Genomic DNA, 16,886 nt, shown 5'->3' with positions numbered 1-16,886 from the left:
GGTTTAATCTTTTCTAAAAATTTAGATTTTTTTATCTATGAATAGAAAGCTGATAAAGATTTATTAGAGATCTTTGTAAAAGGGGAAGATGACATCCATGTCGATCATTACACTTGTCTTTAAGACCAGTTTTATGCTGATATCCTTATACAGATCATAACGAAATCATGCAGGTATAGACTTTATAAAAAATCCACCTTTCCTGTTTTTACATCATAAATACCACCTGCAATGCCAATTTCACCTTCTTCGACCATCTTTTTCAGTACTGGACTATTTCTTAAGATATAGGCAATATTATTTTGTACATTTGCAATGGTCACCGCCTGAATGAAATTACTGGTGAGTTGGTAATCAGTCATTTCTTTATGTACGTTTTCTGCCGCCTGCATAATCGGTTTAAGAAAATATTGTACATGTGGGGTTTCGTTGAGTTGAGTGATATCCTTTTTTTGTTCATACATCTGACAAGCTGCTGTCACTGCACCACAATCTGTATGACCCAATACTAAAATTAATTTGGAACCCTTACTCTTACAGGCGAACTCTAGAGAACCCAATACTTTTTCGCCCGCAATATTTCCAGCAATGCGTAGACTAAATAAGTCACCAATACCGACATCAAAAATCCGTTCTGTTGGTGCACGTGAATCCATACAGCCTAGAACGGCTGCAAATGGATGCTGTCCAGATTGTGCAGTAACTTGAATTTGACGGGCAATATTATGATAAATCCGCTCATGGTTAACGAATCGTTGATTGCCTTCTTTGAGTAGCTGAAACACTTGTGCAGGCGTAAGTTGTCGTTGAATTTCCTGAGTACTGACATCAATATCCAGTTCTTCTTCTTTAATTTCAGGATAATGTATTTTAAAGCCAATTAGTTTTACATCGATACCATTTTCTGCAGCTGTTTCATCCCTAAAATCTTTAATTACTTGATATACATCCGGATCAATATAATAGGTATTCGACGCATCGATCACTACAGTATCACCACTGACTATTTTCTCTAAGGCAGAAACCAACGCTGAACGATTTAAAAAACTAATATTGGGTGCCAGTTCAATACGGGTAATATTTCCATGCAAATGTGCTTCGTGGATGATACGAACACCACGGAATAAATTATTTTTTAATACAATGATAAAGCTAATCAACAGCCCTAACAAAATACCAATAAGTAGATCCGTCGCGATAATTGCAACAACCGTTACAATGAAGGGTAGAAATTGCTTCCATCCCTGACCATAGATTCGTTTAAAAAGTGAAGGGCTGGCTAATTTCACACCAGTTAAAATTAAAATAGCCGCAAGGGAAGATAATGGAACAACATTGATTAATGGTGTCAGGAATAAAACCGCAATAATCAATAAAACACCGTGAAAAATTGCAGAGAATTTAGTCTTTGCACCACTTGCTGCATTGACTGAACTTCGAACAATCACTGAGGTAATCGGCATACCTCCAATTAAACCAGACATGGTATTTCCGATACCTTGGGCCACTAACTCTTTGTTTGGCGGAGAGGCACGCTTTTGCGGATCCATTTTGTCCGCAGCTTCTAGATTTAATAGTGTTTCAAGCGAGGCGACGATCGCAAGCGTAATAGCACCTGTATAAATTATAGGATTATTCCATTGAGTGAAGTCAGGGAAACTGATAATTGATTCAACACCTGAAAAGATATTGGGAAGATTGACCAGATGTTCAGTGCTGACTGCGAGGCTGGAATGGGTACTGATAAAAAAATAGTTTAAGAGTCCAGCAAAAATAACCGCAATAAGTGCAGAGGGTACAACCAATTTTTTTAAAGGTGTTTTATCCCACAATAAAATAATGAATACACTAGAGATACCAATGATTGCCGCACCATAATCAAAATGCTGTAATAGGCCTATCCCTTCGCCCCAACGTTGTTGAAGGATTTCAGTTTTGATTCCAAAGAGCAGAGGAAGCTGATTGATAATCAAGATTAACCCGATGGCAACAAGAAGCCCCATAATCACATTGGTTGGGATAAAATTTGAATAGGTTCCCAACCGAAATAACCCGAAAAATAATTGGATGAGACCAGCTAAAACCAAACAAAATAAAAAAGCTTGATAGTTGCCTTCAAGCTTATCTAGCTGTGTTAAAACAATAGCGGTAAGTCCAGCAGCGGGACCTGATACACTGATATGAGAACCACTCAAATAACCGATAACGATTCCACCAATGACACCCGCAATAATACCGGAAATCAAGGGTGCACCTGAGGCACTGGCTATACCTAAACAGAGCGGTAGAGCAACTAAAAAAACAACTAAACCTGAGAGCAAATCATTTGTATAAAACTTTCTTCTGGGAACCAATTCCTGTTGCATAAATATTCTCGGCAAATTTATAAGTTTGATATGCATTCGGATACAGCCTGTTTCACGCTGTACACCAAACTTGCCTAAGTTAGATGAGAATGTGTCGGTAAAATTTAATAAAGACCAAATGACAACAGATTATGAAAGAAACTCTATATCAGCTTTACAAATGATAAATTTTTCTGAATATTAAAGAAATTCTTAAATATTTATTCGAACAATTTAGTTAAATTATAAGTATTTTAATACGTTAATTTTAATTTGATTTTTAGGTTTTTAAGCAGGAAAAGAGTCGAGTACTTCTATGTAACTTATCATTTGATCAATAAAAAATGATGATCTATTTGTTTTTAAATAGGTAAGTTTTACTTGCGAGTCGTGAGATATTTTTCCAAAAAATTATTCAGATGTAAAACTTATATTGTTTTTATATTGGGTTTTGTAGGATTTATGAAATATTTTAGAAAATATGTTTTTTCACGTGAATTTGGTTGTTTATTTAAGTGAATAAAAATGAGTATTGCGGGGTTTTAACTACACAATGCTTGCGGATATATTTACTTTATCTACTCATCTGTTGGTGCTATATCATGTGAAAAAACATGTTATATTTCATTTGTATCTGAAATGGATTTTCAACTAAATCGGTCTGTTGAGTACAACTCGCTTAGTAGGAGGCAGGAGCTGATACAATTTCATTAAAAAAATACTTTTTACCTTCATGACTATCTTTAATATTATTCACAATATTGATTTTGAACACTTTTGCGCTATAAATGTCAAAAAATATAAATGGATGGATTACTAGATGGATAATTATTTAAGGGACTAAATTGAAGACGACATTCGTTTTTTTAAAGCTAATCAAGCATATTAACAAGTCAGATATTTATAAATTATAAGTATTTTTAATAGTTTAGTGTTTATTGATGTGATTCTGAAATTGTGTATAAAAACAATGCGGATACTTGATCAATAAATATTTGTAATGGGGGTATTTATGGTCGTTTTATCCTATTTAAAAAACCAAAACAAACATTTCAACGCCGTAAAAAACCAACAAATAACGATTGCAGCTAAAGCAAACATTATTATCTGTATCGCATTTTGCCTATTTTGGACAATATATTTTAGCTTTGCTGAGATGTGGTTCATTGTTTGTATTGATATTTTTTTTACAGCAATGTCGATCTTCAGCTTATTTTTGATTTATATACATCGGATTTCAGCGGGCATATTGGTTTCACAAATTGTCCTCTTTGTTTTTCCTGTGGTTTTTTGCTTAATATTTGATGTCGCTACAATAGATCACCCCAGAGTTGCGCATTTATTTCTTCCAGCAGGAGCCATATTGGGATATTTGAATTATCGAAGAGATCCCAATGCATTACAGTTAATTTTAATTATCTTATCCATTGCCGCTTTTATCTTTTTTAGCGGGAGTGCGTTTACTTTAGATGGAGCAATCCCTTTAGCTGAAAGCATTCGAGCTTATGGTGGTTGGATTGCAATATCCGTTGCCACTTTAATGATTTGTATCTCAATTTTTGTGATGCAATTGGAGTTGCAAATTGAAAACAAGTTGGTGCAGGATCTACGTTTAGCGCTTTCAAAACAACAGTTTGAGCTTTTTTATCAACCTCAAGTAAATTCTTTTGAAAAAATTATAGGCGCTGAAATTTTGTTACGTTGGCGTCACCCGACACTTGGTTATATCCCTGCAAAAGATTTTATTCCTGTAGCGGAAACTTTGGAGTTAATGCCTAAAATTGGAGATTGGATACTGATTCAGGCAAGCAAGGTATTACAAGACTGGCGTGAAAATGAATCTACAAAAGATCTTACACTTTCAGTCAATATAAGTGCTGATCATTTTATGCAAGAGAATTTTGAGCAAATCGTGACCTCTCTGGTGCAGAGAAATGCAGTGCTTCCATCCCAACTCATATTAGAAATAACTGAAAGGGTTGCGTTAAATAATATTGAAAGTGTTATAGAAAAAATGGGTTTTCTACATAAAAATGGCATTCAGCTTTCTTTAGATGATTTTGGTACTGGCTATTCATCATTAAGCTATTTGCAGAAAATGCCCATTAGCCAAATCAAAATTGATCAGAGTTTTGTGCAAGCGGCTTTAGAAGATGAGCGGTGTAATAAATTGGTCTATGGGATTGTTAAAATTGGCCTTGATTTAAACCTGCGTGTTTTAGCAGAGGGGATTGAGACCGTTGAGCACTTTAATCGCTTTCAAGAAAATGGTTGTACTGAATTTCAAGGCTATCTATGGGGATGTCCAATGCCTTTAACGGATTTTATGAACAAAATAGCTGAGGAAAATCATTAAAGTTTCCGAGAAAAATCATAGAAATAAGAAAATAAGCTGTTTTAGTTCTACCTTTGATTCAATGGTTTTATTATATAAGTCTTTAAAAATTAGATGTTTATAAATTAAATATTTCCTAAGTTAGCTAAGTTTTGGTGCTAAGTCTTAGTGGTGTATCTTCGTTAATTTATTGAGTAGAGTAATTTATGCATTTAATATTTTTGTTGAGAAAAACCCTAACTTTTCGATGTTAGTTAATCATGGTTCTACCCGTCAAAATCCATAAGGTGTATATTATGAATGATTTAGTTGCAACACTTGCCTCTATAAGAACCGAAAAAAACCACTTTATTGAACACTTAGGTCGAATTAAAGGGTATATGGAAGAAGAAATAAATAAAATTGAAAAGCTGCATAACATTTCTGTACATGGCCAATTTAAGGAGCTTCTTATGACAATGGGGAAATGTTCAGGCGGGCTTTTATTTGGTGATGATTTTTATATATATGATTATCATTTAATAATGGGTATTGATAGGCAAAAAGAGCTAATGAATGAAACAGATCCAACAGTTAAGTTTTTAGAAAATTGTGGTGTATCAGATTTAGCTGAAAAGCAGTATTTTGAGATATGTGGCGAAAATGAACATACAAACATTTTCTTTATGTATACAAAAGATCATAACGATATTGTTTATGAATGGGATCAAAACAATAAAACCGTAAGAAAATTTGGAACATTGTTTGAGTATTTAATTCGATATAGAAAAAGTTTAGGTTCATATTCTACAGGAGGTACTGTTCGTGGTGATGAATATCCAACTTTATTTGATGAATTAACGACTGGAAGATTATTGCCTTTAGTTTAAATCAGTTAACAGATTTTGAATTTATTGATATTTATTAAGTTTGAAAAATTTTAGATTGATTTTATGCTCATCAGAACTGTATTTAAATTTTAAAGGAACGGAAAATGAACAAAACGTTATTTACTGCAATTACAACAGCTCTTCTTTTTACAGGTTGTGCATCAGTACCCGTTGCAAATCAGGAACTAACGGCATCTGCTAAACAATTTAAGCAGCCAGAACAAGGAAAATCTGGATTATATATTTACCGTACTGGTGGGTTTGGTGGTGCACTTAAAAAAGATATCAAAATCAATGGTAACTGCATTGGTGAAACGGCGCCAAATGTTTTCTTCCATGAAGAAGTTAATGGTGATCAGGAATATATAATTTCTACAGAATCCGAATTTTCACCTAATGACCTTAAGCTTCAAGCAAAGAGTGGGGAGAATTATTTTATTAAACAATATCTAAGACCAGGTCTTGTAGTTGCTGGAGCAGGTTTGAAATTGGTAGATAATGCTGAAGGTCAAAAAGCTATAAAAAAATTAAATCTAGCCGAAAAGGGAACATGTAGCAAGTAGATTTTTCTCGTGGTGTTAAGCGGTTGATGGAAATTTGTTTAGTCGTAACAATTAGATCTCATAGCAGATGTGCTTTTTGGTACTAGGCAGAAAAACTGACTAATTGTAGGTTGAATGCTTAGTACCTATTTAAGGGAAACCAATAGAAATTTTTAATTATGACCCATTTTATTAATTACACGGATTGGGACAGTATAGCCTTGTCTGACTATTGGACGAGGTTCAATAAAGTTTTTTAATGGTCTAAGTTTTTTTGGATTAGCATACTCACCTGCTTCAATACCTGTGATTAATTCAGTAATAGGTTTTTTTTGTTGTTAAATCAGTTATCCAAAATACACAACCCTCTTGTTTATTTGGATTCATTTCATAGCCAATTTGATATGCTTTGTTTGCTTCAAAATTCGCTTTGATTAAATTGGTATACTTAAAGCCACCTCGTCCACACCAAATCTGTAAATCATGCTGACCTGCAGACTGTAAAAGTGGATTACTAAAATTTTGACGTTCAATAGATAGAACACATTAAAATTTGGGATAAAAAATCCACTCAAGATAAACCATAAAAAATATTCAAATCAATAAAACAACTCAAAAACAGTGCCTTACTAAACTAGCTTACAATTTTAACCACAAGCGTGTCGTAAAATGCTAAGTCAGTGTCGTCTTATGTAAAGTGAGCTGCATCTGCTGTGTTGTAGTTTTAATCATGATTTTTAAATATTGATAAAAATACGGCATGGATAGGGAAATGGCATTGAATAAAGCAATACGGTTTTATGAAATAGGAACACCAGATGTTTTGCAATATGAAGACATCGATGTTGGTGAACCAGTGGCAGGGCAAGTACGTCTGCGTCATGTGGCAGTTGGATTAAATTATGCTGACACTTATTTTCGCGACGGCACATATAAAATTCCATTGCCAAACGGTATGGGCGTAGAAGCGTCTGGTGTAGTCGAAGCTGTGGGTGAGGGTGTAGCTCACATTCAAGTGGGTGATCGAGTCACTTATACTGGTTTTTTAAATACTTTAGGTGCTTATAGCACTGCACGTTTAATCTCGGCTGATGTATTAATCAAACTACCTGAAGAAATTTCTTGTGAAACAGCTGCAGCAATGACCATGCGGGGTTTAACCTCGGCTTATTTAATGCGTCGTATTTATGACTTTAAAAAAGGGGACAGCATTTTATTACATGCCGCCGCTGGTGGTGTGGGCTTGATTGTTTCTCAATGGGCAAAGTTACTCGGTTTAACTGTGATTGGTACAACCTCTTCAGAAGAAAAAGCGCAAATTGCCCGTGCACATGGCTGTGACCACGTCATTAATTATAGCTATGAAAATGTTGCAGAACGAGTACGAGAGTTAACCGATGGGGTCGGTGTGAATGTGGTCTTTGATAGTGTTGGTAAAGATACGTTTATGGCATCGCTTGATTCGTTAAAACGCCGTGGCTTATTGGTTTGTGTGGGGACTGCTTCTGGTGCCATTCCAGAATTTAATCCCGTTTTGTTGGCAATGAAAGGCTCTCTATATATGACCCGTCCAGCACTGGCAGATTTCATTGCTGATCCTATAGAAAAACAAGAACTTGCCAATGAGTTATTTGATCATGTCCGACATGGACGCATCAAAATTGAAATCAATCAACACTATGAACTCAAGGATGCAGTTCAAGCTCACCGTGATCTAGAAGCACGTAAAACCACAGGATCATCAATTTTTGTCATTTGAAGGGATACCTTATGCAAGTTGAACAATTAAGTTGCAATATCGGTGCAGAATTATTGGGCGTCAATCTGGCAGATGCCATTGACGATGATGGGCTATTTACTGAAATTCGTCAGAATTTGTTAAAGCATCGGGTTTTATTTTTAAGAGATCAAAACCTAAGCCGAGCTGAACATGTGGCATTTGCTGAGCGCTTTGGACAACTAGAAAGTCATCCTGCTGTTGGAAGTCATCCAGAGCATCCTGGACTGGTACAAATTTATAAAAGCCCAGAGAGCCCAATTGATCGTTATGAAAATGCTTGGCATAGCGATGCAAGCTGGCGCAAAGTTCCGCCAATGGGTTGTGTACTACGTTGTATTGAATGTCCGACAGTGGGTGGAGATACCATGTGGACCAATATGGTGATGGCCTATGAAAATCTACCCGTAGAAATCAAAACAAAAATTGCAAATTTACGCGCCTATCACAGTATTGAAGCCAGTTTTGGCGCAATGATGCCGATTGAAAAACGTTTGGCATTAAAAGAACAGTTCCCCGATGCAGAACATCCTGTGGTACGTACTCATCCTGAGACAGGTGAGAAGATTCTGTATGTCAACGCCTTTACCACTCATTTTAGTAATTACCATACCAAAGAACATGTCCGTTTTGGACAAGATGCCAATCCCGGTGCAACCGATTTACTGCGTTATTTAATTACCCAAGCCTATATTCCTGAGTACCAAGTTCGTTGGAGTTGGAAGCCGAATAGTATCGCAATTTGGGACAATCGCAGTACACAACATTATGCCGTAATGGACTATCCACCTTGTCATCGAAAAATGGAACGGGCAGGCATTATTGGTGATGCAACTTACTAAGCGTAGCAGTTAACGATTTTATCCAAACCCTAATTTTAAAATACATATGGAGATGTTTATGCGATTCTTTGATGACTCATTGCACCCTGAAAACATGGACAAAGTGGTAATTACGGTAGCACCTTATGGGCCTGAATGGATGCCTGAGGATTTTCCTGAAGATATCCCCGTGACCATGCAAGAACAAATTCAAAAAGCGGTAGAGTGCTATGAAGCAGGTGCTTCAGTCCTCCATTTGCATGTTCGAGAACTAGATGGGAAAGGTTCGAAACGTCTGTCTAAGTTTAATGAACTCATTGCCGGTGTGCGCGAAGCGGTGCCTGATATGATTATTCAAGTGGGTGGATCAATTTCTTTTGCCCCAGAAAGTGAAGGTGAAGCTGCAATTTGGTTAAGCGATGATACGCGTCATATGCTGGCTGAATTAATGCCAAAACCAGACCAAGTAACCGTGGCGATCAATACCACTCAAATGAATATTATGGAGTTGCTCTATCCTGAATATTTAGAAGGCACTTCTTTGGCACATCCTGCAATTCAGGCAGCTTATGCAGAAATGACAGTACCCGCAGGTCCAGCTTGGGTTGCAGAGCATTTAAAGCGTTTAACTCAAAATGGCATTCAACCGCATTTCCAATTAACTGGGATGCATGGTTTAGAAACGCTGGAACGTATGGTGCGTAAAGGGCTGTATAAAGGTCCGTTGAATCTAACCTGGATTGGAATTGGTGGTGGTTTTGATGGGCCAAATCCTTTTAACTTCTTTAACTTTATTCATCGCGTACCTGATGGTTGTACTTTAACTTCAGAGTCTTTACTTAAAAATGTTTTGCCGTTTAACACCATGTCAATGGCGATGGGCTTACATGCACGTGTCGGAAATGAAGACACCATTATCGATCATCAAGGTCAGCGTTTTTCTTCAGTACAGCAAATTCAACAGACCGTGCGTATTGCCCATGAATTAGGTCGTGAAGTTGCATCAGGTAAAGAAGCACGTGAAATTTATCGTATTGGCGTGCAATACGACACGATTGAAGAAACTTTGTTGGAAAATGGTATGGCGCCCAATCGTAAAGCAGGTCAAAAGGGTGTTCCACAGCGTAAATAATGATTTGAGCCAAAAGGATTTTTGATTCAAACGGTGAGAAAAAGATGATTACGTTACTGTGAAGTCGGGTAGTCATCAAAAACTGAATGAGAAATTATAAAAACACAAGGAGAACGTATGGATGCGCATCAATATTCAAGTCCTGCGGACGGTGTAGATACTTCGGTTGGCATTCCACGTAAATATGCATGGTTGGTTTTTGCACTGACATTTGGTTTGTTGATTTCTGACTATATGTCACGGCAAGTCTTAAATGCAGTATTTCCATTGATCAAAAGTGAATGGGCTTTGACAGACAGCCAACTTGGATTATTAAGTGGGATTGTGGCCTTGATGGTGGGTTTATTAACCTTACCTTTGTCGATCTTGGCAGATCGTTTTGGCAAAGTAAAAAGCTTAACTTTGATGGCTGTGTTATGGAGTATGGCAACCTTAGGCTGTGCAGTTGCTGAAAGTTATCAACATATGTTTATTGCCCGATTTATGGTGGGTGTTGGCGAAGCTGCTTATGGCAGTGTCGGGATTGCTGTTGTTGTATCGGTTTTTCCGCGTGGTATGCGTGCAACTTTAGCAAGTGCTTTTATGGCAGGTGGTGTGTTTGGCTCATTCTTAGGCATGGCTTTAGGCGGTGTTATGGCTGAACATTTTGGCTGGCGTTGGGCATTTGGTGGAATGGCAGTCTTTGGGCTGATTCTGGCATTTTTATATCCTATTGTGGTTAAAGAAAACAAGATAGGAACCGTTCAAGGCAAAATTAAGACCCAACAGAAACAGGATAAGTCGAGAAGTCCTTTGCGATCGATTTATTCAAGTCGGTCTGTGATCGCCACTTATATTGGCAGTGGCTTGCAATTGTTTGTGGGTGGCACGGTCATCGTTTGGCTTCCCAGTTATCTCAATCGATATTACGGATTGGGGACTGATAAAGCGGGGCTGGTCGCGGCAATGGTTGTACTCAGTAGTGCCGTTGGCACGATTTTATGTGGGATGTTATGTGATCGTTTAGGACGAGATCGACCAGACCGAAAAGTCAGTTTGGCGATTGCATTTTGTTTGATCGGTTGTGTGTTGCTATCCATCGCTTTTGCGATATCTGTTGGAAATGCTCAACTGCTTATGATTTGTATTGGGATGTTTATTGCATTGGGTACCAATGGACCATCCAGCGCAATGGTTGCCAACCTGACACATCATTCTGTACATAGCACAGCATTTGCAACATTAACTTTGGCGAATAATTTTCTCGGCTTGGCTTTAGGACCTTTAGTGATTGGAAAGCTATCTGACGTGATTGGTTTACACCAAGCTTTTCAATTGATGCCTCTGATGAGCATTGTGGCTGCTGCCGTATTCTTCTATGCAAAACGCCATTATGCCCATGATATTAAAAAATTTAATGCACAAGCAGCACGACAAGGTCAAACAGTACAAGCACAGTCATGCAATATGGGTAATCAGTAATGACACGTAAAATGAATATTGAAGTTTTTTTTGATTTTATCTGTCCTTGGTGTTTGATTGGAAAACGTCATTTACAGACTGCGATTCAAAAATTAAAACAAAGTGATCCAGATGTTGTGGTCAATATCCAGTGGCGTGGTGTACAGCTTTTACCCCATATTCCGCTGGTGGGTGTTCCTTTTGATGCCTTTTATTTACAAAGATTAGGCAGTTCAACTGCTGTTCGAATGCGCCAAACTCAAGTTCATCAAGCCGCCAAAGCAGTCAATGTCGATATTGATTTTGATCGAATTCGGCGTATGCCAAACACAGCTATGGCACATCATATTTTTGCAAATATTTCAAAAGTATATCATTCAGATCAAAGTGAGCGATTTTTAGATGCGCTATTCACAGCCTATTTTCATCATTCGGAAAATATAGGCGAGTTAGCAACATTGCAGAAAATAGCCATGTATTGCGGTTTTGCGGATGATGTGGTTGAAGATATTTTAGCAAAACCATTTGTTCCTTTTATCTCAGCAGATACTGGGGGTAAAGGGGTACCGTATTTTGTTTTTGATGGTGGTTTTGCAATGGCAGGGGCACAACATGCAAGTGCACTTTATCAAGCAATGCTGGATACCCTTCAAGCACAAGGACAAATGGTATGAGCTTGCGTTTTCAAGTTCCTCAAGAAAAAATCCCAACTTTAGGCAATCGCTCCTTTTTGATGATCGGTGACCGATCCCTAATTTTATTTAATATTGCCGAACAATTTTATGCGATTAATGACAGTTGCCCACATCAGGGTGCCTCATTACTCAATGGGAAATTAGAAGGCAAGGTAATTCAATGTTGCGCACATGGTTTACGTTTTGACTTGGCAAATGGTTATTTACTCAATTCAACACAGCTACAAGTTCAATCATACCCAGTAGAAGTGATTGGCGAAAATGTTTTTATTGGTTTGGATTGTGGAGTAGCGCTAGATGAGTAAGTTAGATTTTATGGCTTGGCAGCCACGGCTAAGTGCGCTTATGCCCGGATTTATTGTCAGTACTGTGGTTGCAGCTGCGGCCTGTTTTTTATCTGAGCATTATGGTGCGCCAGTGATGTTATTCGCTTTGTTGCTCGGGATGGGTGTGAACTTTCTTGCAACAGAAGGCAAGTGTAAAGCGGGTATCGAATTTACTGCGCGAGAAGTATTGCGTTTTGGGATTGCCTTACTCGGAATGCGAATTACCCTTGAGCAAATGACTGCGCTAGGTTGGCAACCCATTGTTTTGGTCATTTCATTGGTCGTCATTACCATTTTTGCTTCAGTCATCGCAGCAAAAGTGCTCGGGTTTAATAAATTTTTCGGTATGCTGACTGGTGGCGCGACAGCGATCTGTGGAGCTTCCGCAGCATTGGCCTTGTCTGCAGCTTTACCCAGTCATCCACAAAAAGAAAAAGCAACCTTATTCACCGTCATTGGAGTATCTGCACTTTCAACTTTAGCAATGATTGTTTATCCCATGATTGCACGATGGTTGGAATTAACACCACAACATGCGGGGATTTTTTTAGGTGCAACCATCCATGATGTCGCCCAAGTGGTGGGGGCAGGCTATAGCATGTCTACGGAAACAGGCGATACTGCAACAGTGGTGAAATTGATGCGAGTTGCCATGCTTTTACCTGTCATCATCTGCGCAGCCATGATTACCCGTATGCAAGGCGTACCCTCTACGGGCAAAAGACCGCCATTATTGCCTTGGTTTGCAGTAGGATTTTTAATTCTTGCCTGTATAAATAGTACTGGATGGGTCCCTACAGTTGTTCAAACTGGAATGAATGAATTATCTCGTTGGTGTCTGATTATTTCGATTAGTGCGCTAGGGATGAAAACACAATTAAAAGAGCTAGCAACGGTGGGTATTAAACCGATACTGTTAATGATTGGAGAAAGCGTTTTTCTGGTATTGTTAGTACTCAGCCTGATGCATTGGTTATTTTAGTCGGGCTTTGATTTAACGAAAGTTTTGCAGGATACAACGTTAAAGTTAATTTCCGCAAAACTTTTGTTTTAAGTCGCTTTTCGTATTATTGTTTTGATGTTAATACCAAGTTAGTCGTACCTTGATTGAATTTATATCGTATGCTCATCAATGATCTCAGTCTTATTGTGGGTACGCCAAGCATTCGGCGTTATGCCAAATTGACCAATAAACCATCGGGTAAAAGAGCTTGGCATAGAGTAGCCGAGAATATCTGAAACTTGTGCCAGTGAATAATTGATATTTTTTAAATAGCGAAATACCAAATTTCTGCGGACATCATTCATTAATTCACTAAAATTTGTATGTGCAGCTTCTAGACGCCGTTGCAGCGTTCTGACATTGACTTCATGGGTCTGCGCGACTTGATCAATTGTGGCACGTCCCATCGGTAAAAGCAGATAGATACTTTTACGGATATCAAAAATAAGTGATGACTCATTGTCTTTTTGTAAGATATCAATATCGAGATAGCGCTGTGCATGGTTTGCCATTGCTGTATTTGCTTGAGGATTGATTTTATCAAGTTCTGATGATGAGCAGACAATACCATTAAACTCGCTACCGAATTCAAGTGAACTTCCAAAGACACGTTGATGCACTGTTAAGTCTTTTGGTGCATCGTGGGTAAAATGAATACTTAATGGATGCCATTTTTGAGCTAATAATGCAGCACAAAAACGATGGGTAATCCCCAAAGCCAATTCAATCGCTTGACGACTATACTTTGCTGAAGTAGAAATCACTTCTACCCGAATAATCACCGTTTTTCCAACTTCTTCTATATATATTTCAAGCGCGTTATTGATGATATTTCGGTATCTTACAATGGTTTTTAAGGCATCACGTAACGTCTGCTGATAGCTTAATAATAAGCTTAGTTCACCAAAATCAGCAATTTGACGTTGTTCGGCCATATGTAGACCAAACACTTCACAACCACTGATTTGAGCAGATTGCTCTAATAATGCCATGACTTTATCGACAGAAATGCGTTGTTTTGAATCATTTAATTGAGCAGAATAAATTCCAGCATCAGATAATAAATGGTATGGATTGAGGTCTAATTGTCGGCTAACATCTAGATAATTCTTGAGTACCGCTGTATGTGCAAGAGGAACCAATTTACACTCTCCTTGTCTTTTTATTAACCATCCTGGTCAATACATCATTGTTTGAAGACTTTACCAATACGCATTTATAAAAAGTTTTTGCGTATGTCTAATCTCAATAATTTTATCAAAATTTCTTAAAAAGTATCTCAATTCATTACACATTGAGACCATAAAAATAGAGTATCAAATTTGTTTAACAAAGAGGAGTGTTTTAAAAGGACTGCACTTTATGGAGTAAAGAACAGCCTTTTAAAACGTATTAATGTGCAATACAACTTAGGGATATTGCTTACACATTAATTCTTTTAGATGGGGCATTGCGACTCATATCGGATTGTAGATATTCAGTACACAATATTTTTAAAATTAAATGGTTGGTAGATATTGGGCTACGATCAATCCATTTGATTAAAAACGATAGCCTACCCCAAGATATGTGACCAAAGGATCCAAATCAATTTTTGTCGTGGACTTGATCAATTGGGTACCTGTCGATGTATCTGTGACAGTCACAGTAGCGACATTATTAAAGTTTGGCATATAACTTAAAGATCCAGTGGTAAACCAACGATCGGTTAAATCAAAGGTAAAACCTGCTGTGAGTACCGGTGCAAAGGCATCACTGGTTTTAACTTTAACTTTTGGTGTCGCTGTTGAACTGCCTTGACCACCGTGCAATGCTTCACCCGCTCGATCATTGAGGATATTATCAATCATATAACCTGCTTGAATAAGGTCTTGTTCTACACCGCCATTGAGCTTTAACTTATTAAAGTGACCATATACAACACCCGCCCCAACGAATGGTCGGAACTTAGTTTGTCCTAAAGCGTCAAAATGATATTTGACTGTTGCTGCAGGCGTCCATGCAGTCACTTCTGCAACTTTGCCATGTGCACCAAGATCGGTAATTAAGGTATCTTTTAGCAGTTTTAAACCATTTAAATAGGTCGGTGGTGTACCTTTTCCGGGGGTATTGGCAGTGGAGAGTGCCGAAGCTCTAATTTCTCCAACGCCGTCAATATCAATTTTTGGTGGAATACCACCGACTAATTCAAGAGATACATGATCATTTACAAAGTAGCTTAAGGTTAAGCCTAATGTATCGGTATCCGCGACTTCCATCCCACCTTGAGCGGTATAATCAGAAATACCTGTGATATCCGATCTGGCTCCTGTCATGAGACTTGCTGGAACTTTATAATTGGGGTCTGCTTTACCATTTTTGATAAAAGTATTTAATAAAAGTCCGCCCATTCCCTTAATTTCAGATGCATTGGTTTCGTAGTTGGCAATATCACTTCCCCATAATGATGATCCAACGCCATAGCTGCCACCTTCTATAACACTGGTCGTTACATGTGTTGAGTTGGCTTTGCCTTGAGGCATGACATGCATCCAGCCCGCGCTGACAGCCCAGCGTTTATAAGTTGTAGAATCCGCATAACATAAATGAGTTGTTAATAGACATGCCAATGGCATAGCTATTCTACAAATTTGATTCATTTTAATTCCCTTGTAGTTCACTTTTTTTATGGTTTCAGCGGATCCTTTCTGAAACACAGCCTCATTATTAAAGTTGGCATTGGTTAAAGCAATCTCACTGATTTCATCAATAATATTCAAAACTTTAATGAAAAATCAGTGAAATTTAAAATAAAACAATAAAATCAATATCTTATAATTTTTTTACACATGCTCGAATGCTGTATTGCATCGGTCATTTGTCATCAAATGAAAAGAGGTTGTCATCAAATGTACATCACCAAAATCAACTAAACCGTATTGTGAATAAGCAATTTATAGAATTCATCTTCATTCATTCACTTAAAATTAAAGGTAGATCAATGGAAAAAATACAGACAAAGGCAACCGTTTTAATTGTTCCTGGTTTACGTGACCATGTTGCTGAACATTGGCAAACCTTATTGGAGCAAAGGCTGGTCAAGGTACGATCTGTCCCTGCATTAGAAACAGACAAACTCAACTGCATAAAAAGAGTTAAAGCGATCCAAGCACAACTTGAAGAGATTGATGGTCCTGTGATTTTAGTTGCACATAGTGCAGGGGTATTAATGACCGTTCACTGGGCAGCTCTGTATCAACACAATATTCAAGGGGCTTTGTTGGTGACACCACCCGATTTATCGGCCCAATGGCCTGAAAACTATCCAAGTTCTGCAATGCTAAAACAGCAAGGATGGAATCCTTTACCTAACAAGATTTTGCCTTTTCCAAGCATTGTGGTCGCAAGTACCAATGACCATTTAGCCAGTTACGAGGCTGTTAGGACTATGGCAAAAACATGGGGCAGCCGATTGGTGAGTTTAGGTGAAGTGGGGCATCTCAATCCTGCTGCTGGATATGGGTATTGGGCACAAGCTGAACAATTTATTCAACAATTAGACCAAGTGGATGATTCGATATGTATCGCTTAGCTTTTAGACTTTTATAGTGGAATTTATTTA

The 16,886-nt window shown here is 37.9% G+C and carries 14 protein-coding genes; 11 read left to right on the top strand and 3 right to left on the bottom strand.

All coding sequences use genetic code 11. The annotated features are described in order from the left end of the window. Window positions 1-182: 182 nt before the first annotated feature. Window positions 183-2,366: a solute carrier family 23 protein gene (locus tag AC07U8_RS14150; protein WP_494738125.1), complete on the bottom strand. Its 2,184-nt coding sequence runs from the start codon at window positions 2,364-2,366 to the stop codon at window positions 183-185. A 991-nt stretch (window positions 2,367-3,357) separates the two neighbouring features. Here AC07U8_RS14150 and AC07U8_RS14145 point away from each other — a divergent pair. The 10 genes from AC07U8_RS14145 to AC07U8_RS14100 all read left to right on the top strand — a co-directional run bounded on the left by AC07U8_RS14145 (window position 3,358) and on the right by AC07U8_RS14100 (window position 13,264). Then, entirely contained in the window at window positions 3,358-4,701 is a 1,344-nt protein-coding gene (locus AC07U8_RS14145; RefSeq protein ID WP_494738602.1) for a putative bifunctional diguanylate cyclase/phosphodiesterase, read from the top strand. A gap of 275 nt (window positions 4,702-4,976) precedes the next feature. Further along, window positions 4,977-5,549 carry an SMI1/KNR4 family protein gene (locus AC07U8_RS14140; RefSeq protein WP_494738124.1) on the top strand — a complete coding sequence of 191 codons (573 nt, stop codon included), beginning with the start codon at window positions 4,977-4,979 and terminating at the stop codon, window positions 5,547-5,549. A 104-nt stretch (window positions 5,550-5,653) separates the two neighbouring features. Then, window positions 5,654-6,112, top strand: a complete 459-nt coding sequence (locus AC07U8_RS14135) for a DUF2846 domain-containing protein (RefSeq protein ID WP_494738123.1) — start codon at window positions 5,654-5,656, stop codon at window positions 6,110-6,112. A gap of 751 nt (window positions 6,113-6,863) precedes the next feature. Further along, window positions 6,864-7,850, top strand: a complete 987-nt coding sequence (locus AC07U8_RS14130) for a quinone oxidoreductase family protein (protein ID WP_494738122.1) — start codon at window positions 6,864-6,866, stop codon at window positions 7,848-7,850. A gap of 11 nt (window positions 7,851-7,861) precedes the next feature. Further along, a complete protein-coding gene (locus tag AC07U8_RS14125) occupies window positions 7,862-8,710 on the top strand; it encodes a TauD/TfdA dioxygenase family protein (protein WP_034611521.1) in 849 nt (282 codons plus the stop codon). Window positions 8,711-8,768: 58 nt separating this feature from the next. Beyond that, window positions 8,769-9,821 carry a beta-keto acid cleavage family enzyme gene (locus AC07U8_RS14120; protein WP_494738121.1) on the top strand — a complete coding sequence of 351 codons (1,053 nt, stop codon included), beginning with the start codon at window positions 8,769-8,771 and terminating at the stop codon, window positions 9,819-9,821. Window positions 9,822-9,938: 117 nt separating this feature from the next. After that, window positions 9,939-11,282, top strand: a complete 1,344-nt coding sequence (locus AC07U8_RS14115; protein ID WP_494738120.1) for an MFS transporter — start codon at window positions 9,939-9,941, stop codon at window positions 11,280-11,282. Further along, window positions 11,282-11,935: a DsbA family oxidoreductase gene (locus AC07U8_RS14110; RefSeq protein ID WP_494738119.1), complete on the top strand. Its 654-nt coding sequence runs from the start codon at window positions 11,282-11,284 to the stop codon at window positions 11,933-11,935. Before AC07U8_RS14115 ends, AC07U8_RS14110 begins: the two co-directional genes overlap by 1 nt. After that, on the top strand, window positions 11,932-12,261 hold the full coding sequence (locus AC07U8_RS14105) for a Rieske (2Fe-2S) protein (protein WP_034611527.1): 330 nt from the start codon (window positions 11,932-11,934) through the stop codon (window positions 12,259-12,261). Before AC07U8_RS14110 ends, AC07U8_RS14105 begins: the two co-directional genes overlap by 4 nt. Beyond that, the gene (locus AC07U8_RS14100; RefSeq protein WP_494738118.1) at window positions 12,254-13,264 is read left to right on the top strand and encodes a YeiH family protein; all 1,011 of its coding nucleotides are present in this window, start codon (window positions 12,254-12,256) and stop codon (window positions 13,262-13,264) included. The genes AC07U8_RS14105 and AC07U8_RS14100 overlap by 8 nt, the downstream gene beginning before the upstream one ends. A 131-nt stretch (window positions 13,265-13,395) precedes the next feature. Here AC07U8_RS14100 and AC07U8_RS14095 read toward each other — a convergent pair whose 3' ends face one another. Together AC07U8_RS14095 and AC07U8_RS14090 are read right to left on the bottom strand one after the other, a co-directional pair. Next, the gene (locus tag AC07U8_RS14095) at window positions 13,396-14,427 is read right to left on the bottom strand and encodes an AraC family transcriptional regulator (RefSeq protein ID WP_494738117.1); all 1,032 of its coding nucleotides are present in this window, start codon (window positions 14,425-14,427) and stop codon (window positions 13,396-13,398) included. 399 nt (window positions 14,428-14,826) lie between these two features. Next, a complete protein-coding gene (locus tag AC07U8_RS14090; RefSeq protein ID WP_494738116.1) occupies window positions 14,827-15,924 on the bottom strand; it encodes an OmpW/AlkL family protein in 1,098 nt (365 codons plus the stop codon). Window positions 15,925-16,265: 341 nt separating this feature from the next. Between AC07U8_RS14090 and AC07U8_RS14085 the strand changes: the two genes are divergently transcribed. Beyond that, entirely contained in the window at window positions 16,266-16,856 is a 591-nt protein-coding gene (locus AC07U8_RS14085) for an RBBP9/YdeN family alpha/beta hydrolase (RefSeq protein ID WP_494738115.1), read from the top strand. The last annotated feature ends 30 nt before the right edge of the window (window positions 16,857-16,886 follow it).

This window comes from Acinetobacter sp. GW821-FHT01E09 (assembly GCF_059422385.1).
The sequence above is the reverse complement of the archived record's forward strand: the minus strand, read 5'-3'. Positions and strand labels throughout refer to the sequence as shown.

Bases quoted from the DNA above. Each gene is read 5' to 3' on its own strand.
- AC07U8_RS14150 (WP_494738125.1), bottom strand. From the start codon at position 2,366: ATGCAACAGGAATTGGTTCCCAGAAGAAAGTTTTATACAAATGATTTG.
- AC07U8_RS14145 (WP_494738602.1), top strand. From the start codon at position 3,358: ATGGTCGTTTTATCCTATTTAAAAAACCAAAACAAACATTTCAACGCC.
- AC07U8_RS14140 (WP_494738124.1), top strand. From the start codon at position 4,977: ATGAATGATTTAGTTGCAACACTTGCCTCTATAAGAACCGAAAAAAAC.
- AC07U8_RS14135 (WP_494738123.1), top strand. From the start codon at position 5,654: ATGAACAAAACGTTATTTACTGCAATTACAACAGCTCTTCTTTTTACA.
- AC07U8_RS14130 (WP_494738122.1), top strand. From the start codon at position 6,864: ATGGCATTGAATAAAGCAATACGGTTTTATGAAATAGGAACACCAGAT.
- AC07U8_RS14125 (WP_034611521.1), top strand. From the start codon at position 7,862: ATGCAAGTTGAACAATTAAGTTGCAATATCGGTGCAGAATTATTGGGC.
- AC07U8_RS14120 (WP_494738121.1), top strand. From the start codon at position 8,769: ATGCGATTCTTTGATGACTCATTGCACCCTGAAAACATGGACAAAGTG.
- AC07U8_RS14115 (WP_494738120.1), top strand. From the start codon at position 9,939: ATGGATGCGCATCAATATTCAAGTCCTGCGGACGGTGTAGATACTTCG.
- AC07U8_RS14110 (WP_494738119.1), top strand. From the start codon at position 11,282: ATGACACGTAAAATGAATATTGAAGTTTTTTTTGATTTTATCTGTCCT.
- AC07U8_RS14105 (WP_034611527.1), top strand. From the start codon at position 11,932: ATGAGCTTGCGTTTTCAAGTTCCTCAAGAAAAAATCCCAACTTTAGGC.
- AC07U8_RS14100 (WP_494738118.1), top strand. From the start codon at position 12,254: ATGAGTAAGTTAGATTTTATGGCTTGGCAGCCACGGCTAAGTGCGCTT.
- AC07U8_RS14090 (WP_494738116.1), bottom strand. From the start codon at position 15,924: ATGAATCAAATTTGTAGAATAGCTATGCCATTGGCATGTCTATTAACA.
- AC07U8_RS14085 (WP_494738115.1), top strand. From the start codon at position 16,266: ATGGAAAAAATACAGACAAAGGCAACCGTTTTAATTGTTCCTGGTTTA.